Origin of the sequence: Neobacillus drentensis, from assembly GCF_036965245.1 — a bacterium.
GTDB classification, from domain to species: domain Bacteria; phylum Bacillota; class Bacilli; order Bacillales; family Cytobacillaceae; genus Neobacillus; species Neobacillus drentensis_G.
Genome location: NZ_JBALPG010000033.1, coordinates 1,159 through 2,926, shown reverse-complemented (window position 1 = coordinate 2,926; position 1,768 = coordinate 1,159). Strand labels below are relative to the sequence as shown.

General features: G+C 51.2%; 1 rRNA gene (cut by a window edge). It reads left to right on the top strand.

Annotated features, from left to right (window positions below):
• The first annotated feature begins 2 nt into the window (after positions 1–2).
• Positions 3–1,768, top strand: a 23S ribosomal RNA gene (locus tag V7150_RS08795); it runs 1,156 nt beyond the window's last position.

Below are 1,768 nucleotides of genomic sequence, written 5' to 3'. Positions count from 1 at the left end.
TAGGTTAAGTTAGAAAGGGCGCACGGTGAATGCCTTGGCACTAGGAGCCGATGAAGGACGGGACTAACACCGATATGCTTCGGGGAGCTGTAAGTAAGCTTTGATCCGGAGATTTCCGAATGGGGGAACCCACTGTTCGTAATGGAACAGTATCTTTACCTGAATACATAGGGTATAGAAGGCATACCCGGGGAACTGAAACATCTAAGTACCCGGAGGAAGAGAAAGCAAACGCGATTCCCTGAGTAGCGGCGAGCGAAACGGGACATAGCCCAAACCAAGAGGCTTGCCTCTTGGGGTTGTAGGACACTCTACATGGAGTTACAAAGGAACGGGGTAAATGAAGCGACCTGGAAAGGTCCGTCATAGAAGGTAAAAGCCCTGTAGTTGAAACTTCGTTCCCTCCTGAGTGGATCCTGAGTACGGCCGGACACGTGAAATCCGGTCGGAAGCAGGGAGGACCATCTCCCAAGGCTAAATACTCCCTAGTGACCGATAGTGAACCAGTACCGTGAGGGAAAGGTGAAAAGCACCCCGGAAGGGGAGTGAAATAGTTCCTGAAACCGTGTGCCTACAAGTAGTTAGAGCCCGTTTATGGGTGATAGCGTGCCTTTTGTAGAATGAACCGGCGAGTTACGATTACATGCAAGGTTAAGTTGAAGAGACGGAGCCGCAGCGAAAGCGAGTCTGAATAGGGCGAATGAGTATGTGGTCGTAGACCCGAAACCAGGTGATCTACCCATGTCCAGGGTGAAGTCCAGGTAACACTGGATGGAGGCCCGAACCCACGCACGTTGAAAAGTGCGGGGATGAGGTGTGGGTAGCGGAGAAATTCCAATCGAACTTGGAGATAGCTGGTTCTCTCCGAAATAGCTTTAGGGCTAGCCTCACGTAGTTAGAGTCTTGGAGGTAGAGCACTGTTTGGACTAGGGGCCCTCATCGGGTTACCGAATTCAGACAAACTCCGAATGCCAAAGACTTATCCGTGGGAGTCAGACTGCGAGTGATAAGATCCGTAGTCAAAAGGGAAACAGCCCAGACCACCAGCTAAGGTCCCAAAGTATACGTTAAGTGGAAAAGGATGTGGAGTTGCTTAGACAACCAGGATGTTGGCTTAGAAGCAGCCACCATTTAAAGAGTGCGTAATAGCTCACTGGTCGAGTGACTCTGCGCCGAAAATGTACCGGGGCTAAACGTATCACCGAAGCTGTGGATTGACACCGTAGGTGTCAGTGGTAGGAGAGCGTTCTAAGGGCGTTGAAGCTAGACCGTAAGGACTGGTGGAGCGCTTAGAAGTGAGAATGCCGGTATGAGTAGCGAAAGATGAGTGAGAATCTCATCCACCGTATGCCTAAGGTTTCCTGAGGAAGGCTCGTCCGCTCAGGGTTAGTCGGGACCTAAGCCGAGGCCGAAAGGCGTAGGCGATGGACAACAGGTTGATATTCCTGTACCACCTCTTTATCGTTTGAGTGATGGGGGGACGCAGGAGGATAGGGTAAGCGCACTGTTGGATATGTGCGTCTAAGCAGTTAGGCTGGTAAGCAGGAAAATCCGCTTACCGCAAAGGCTGAGCTGTGACAGCGAGGGAAATATAGTACCGAAGTTCCTGATTCCACACTGCCAAGAAAAGCCTCTAGCGAGATAAAAGGTGCCCGTACCGCAAACCGACACAGGTAGGCGAGGAGAGAATCCTAAGGTGAGCGAGAGAACTCTCGTTAAGGAACTCGGCAAAATGACCCCGTAACTTCGGGAGAAGGGGTGCTCTTTG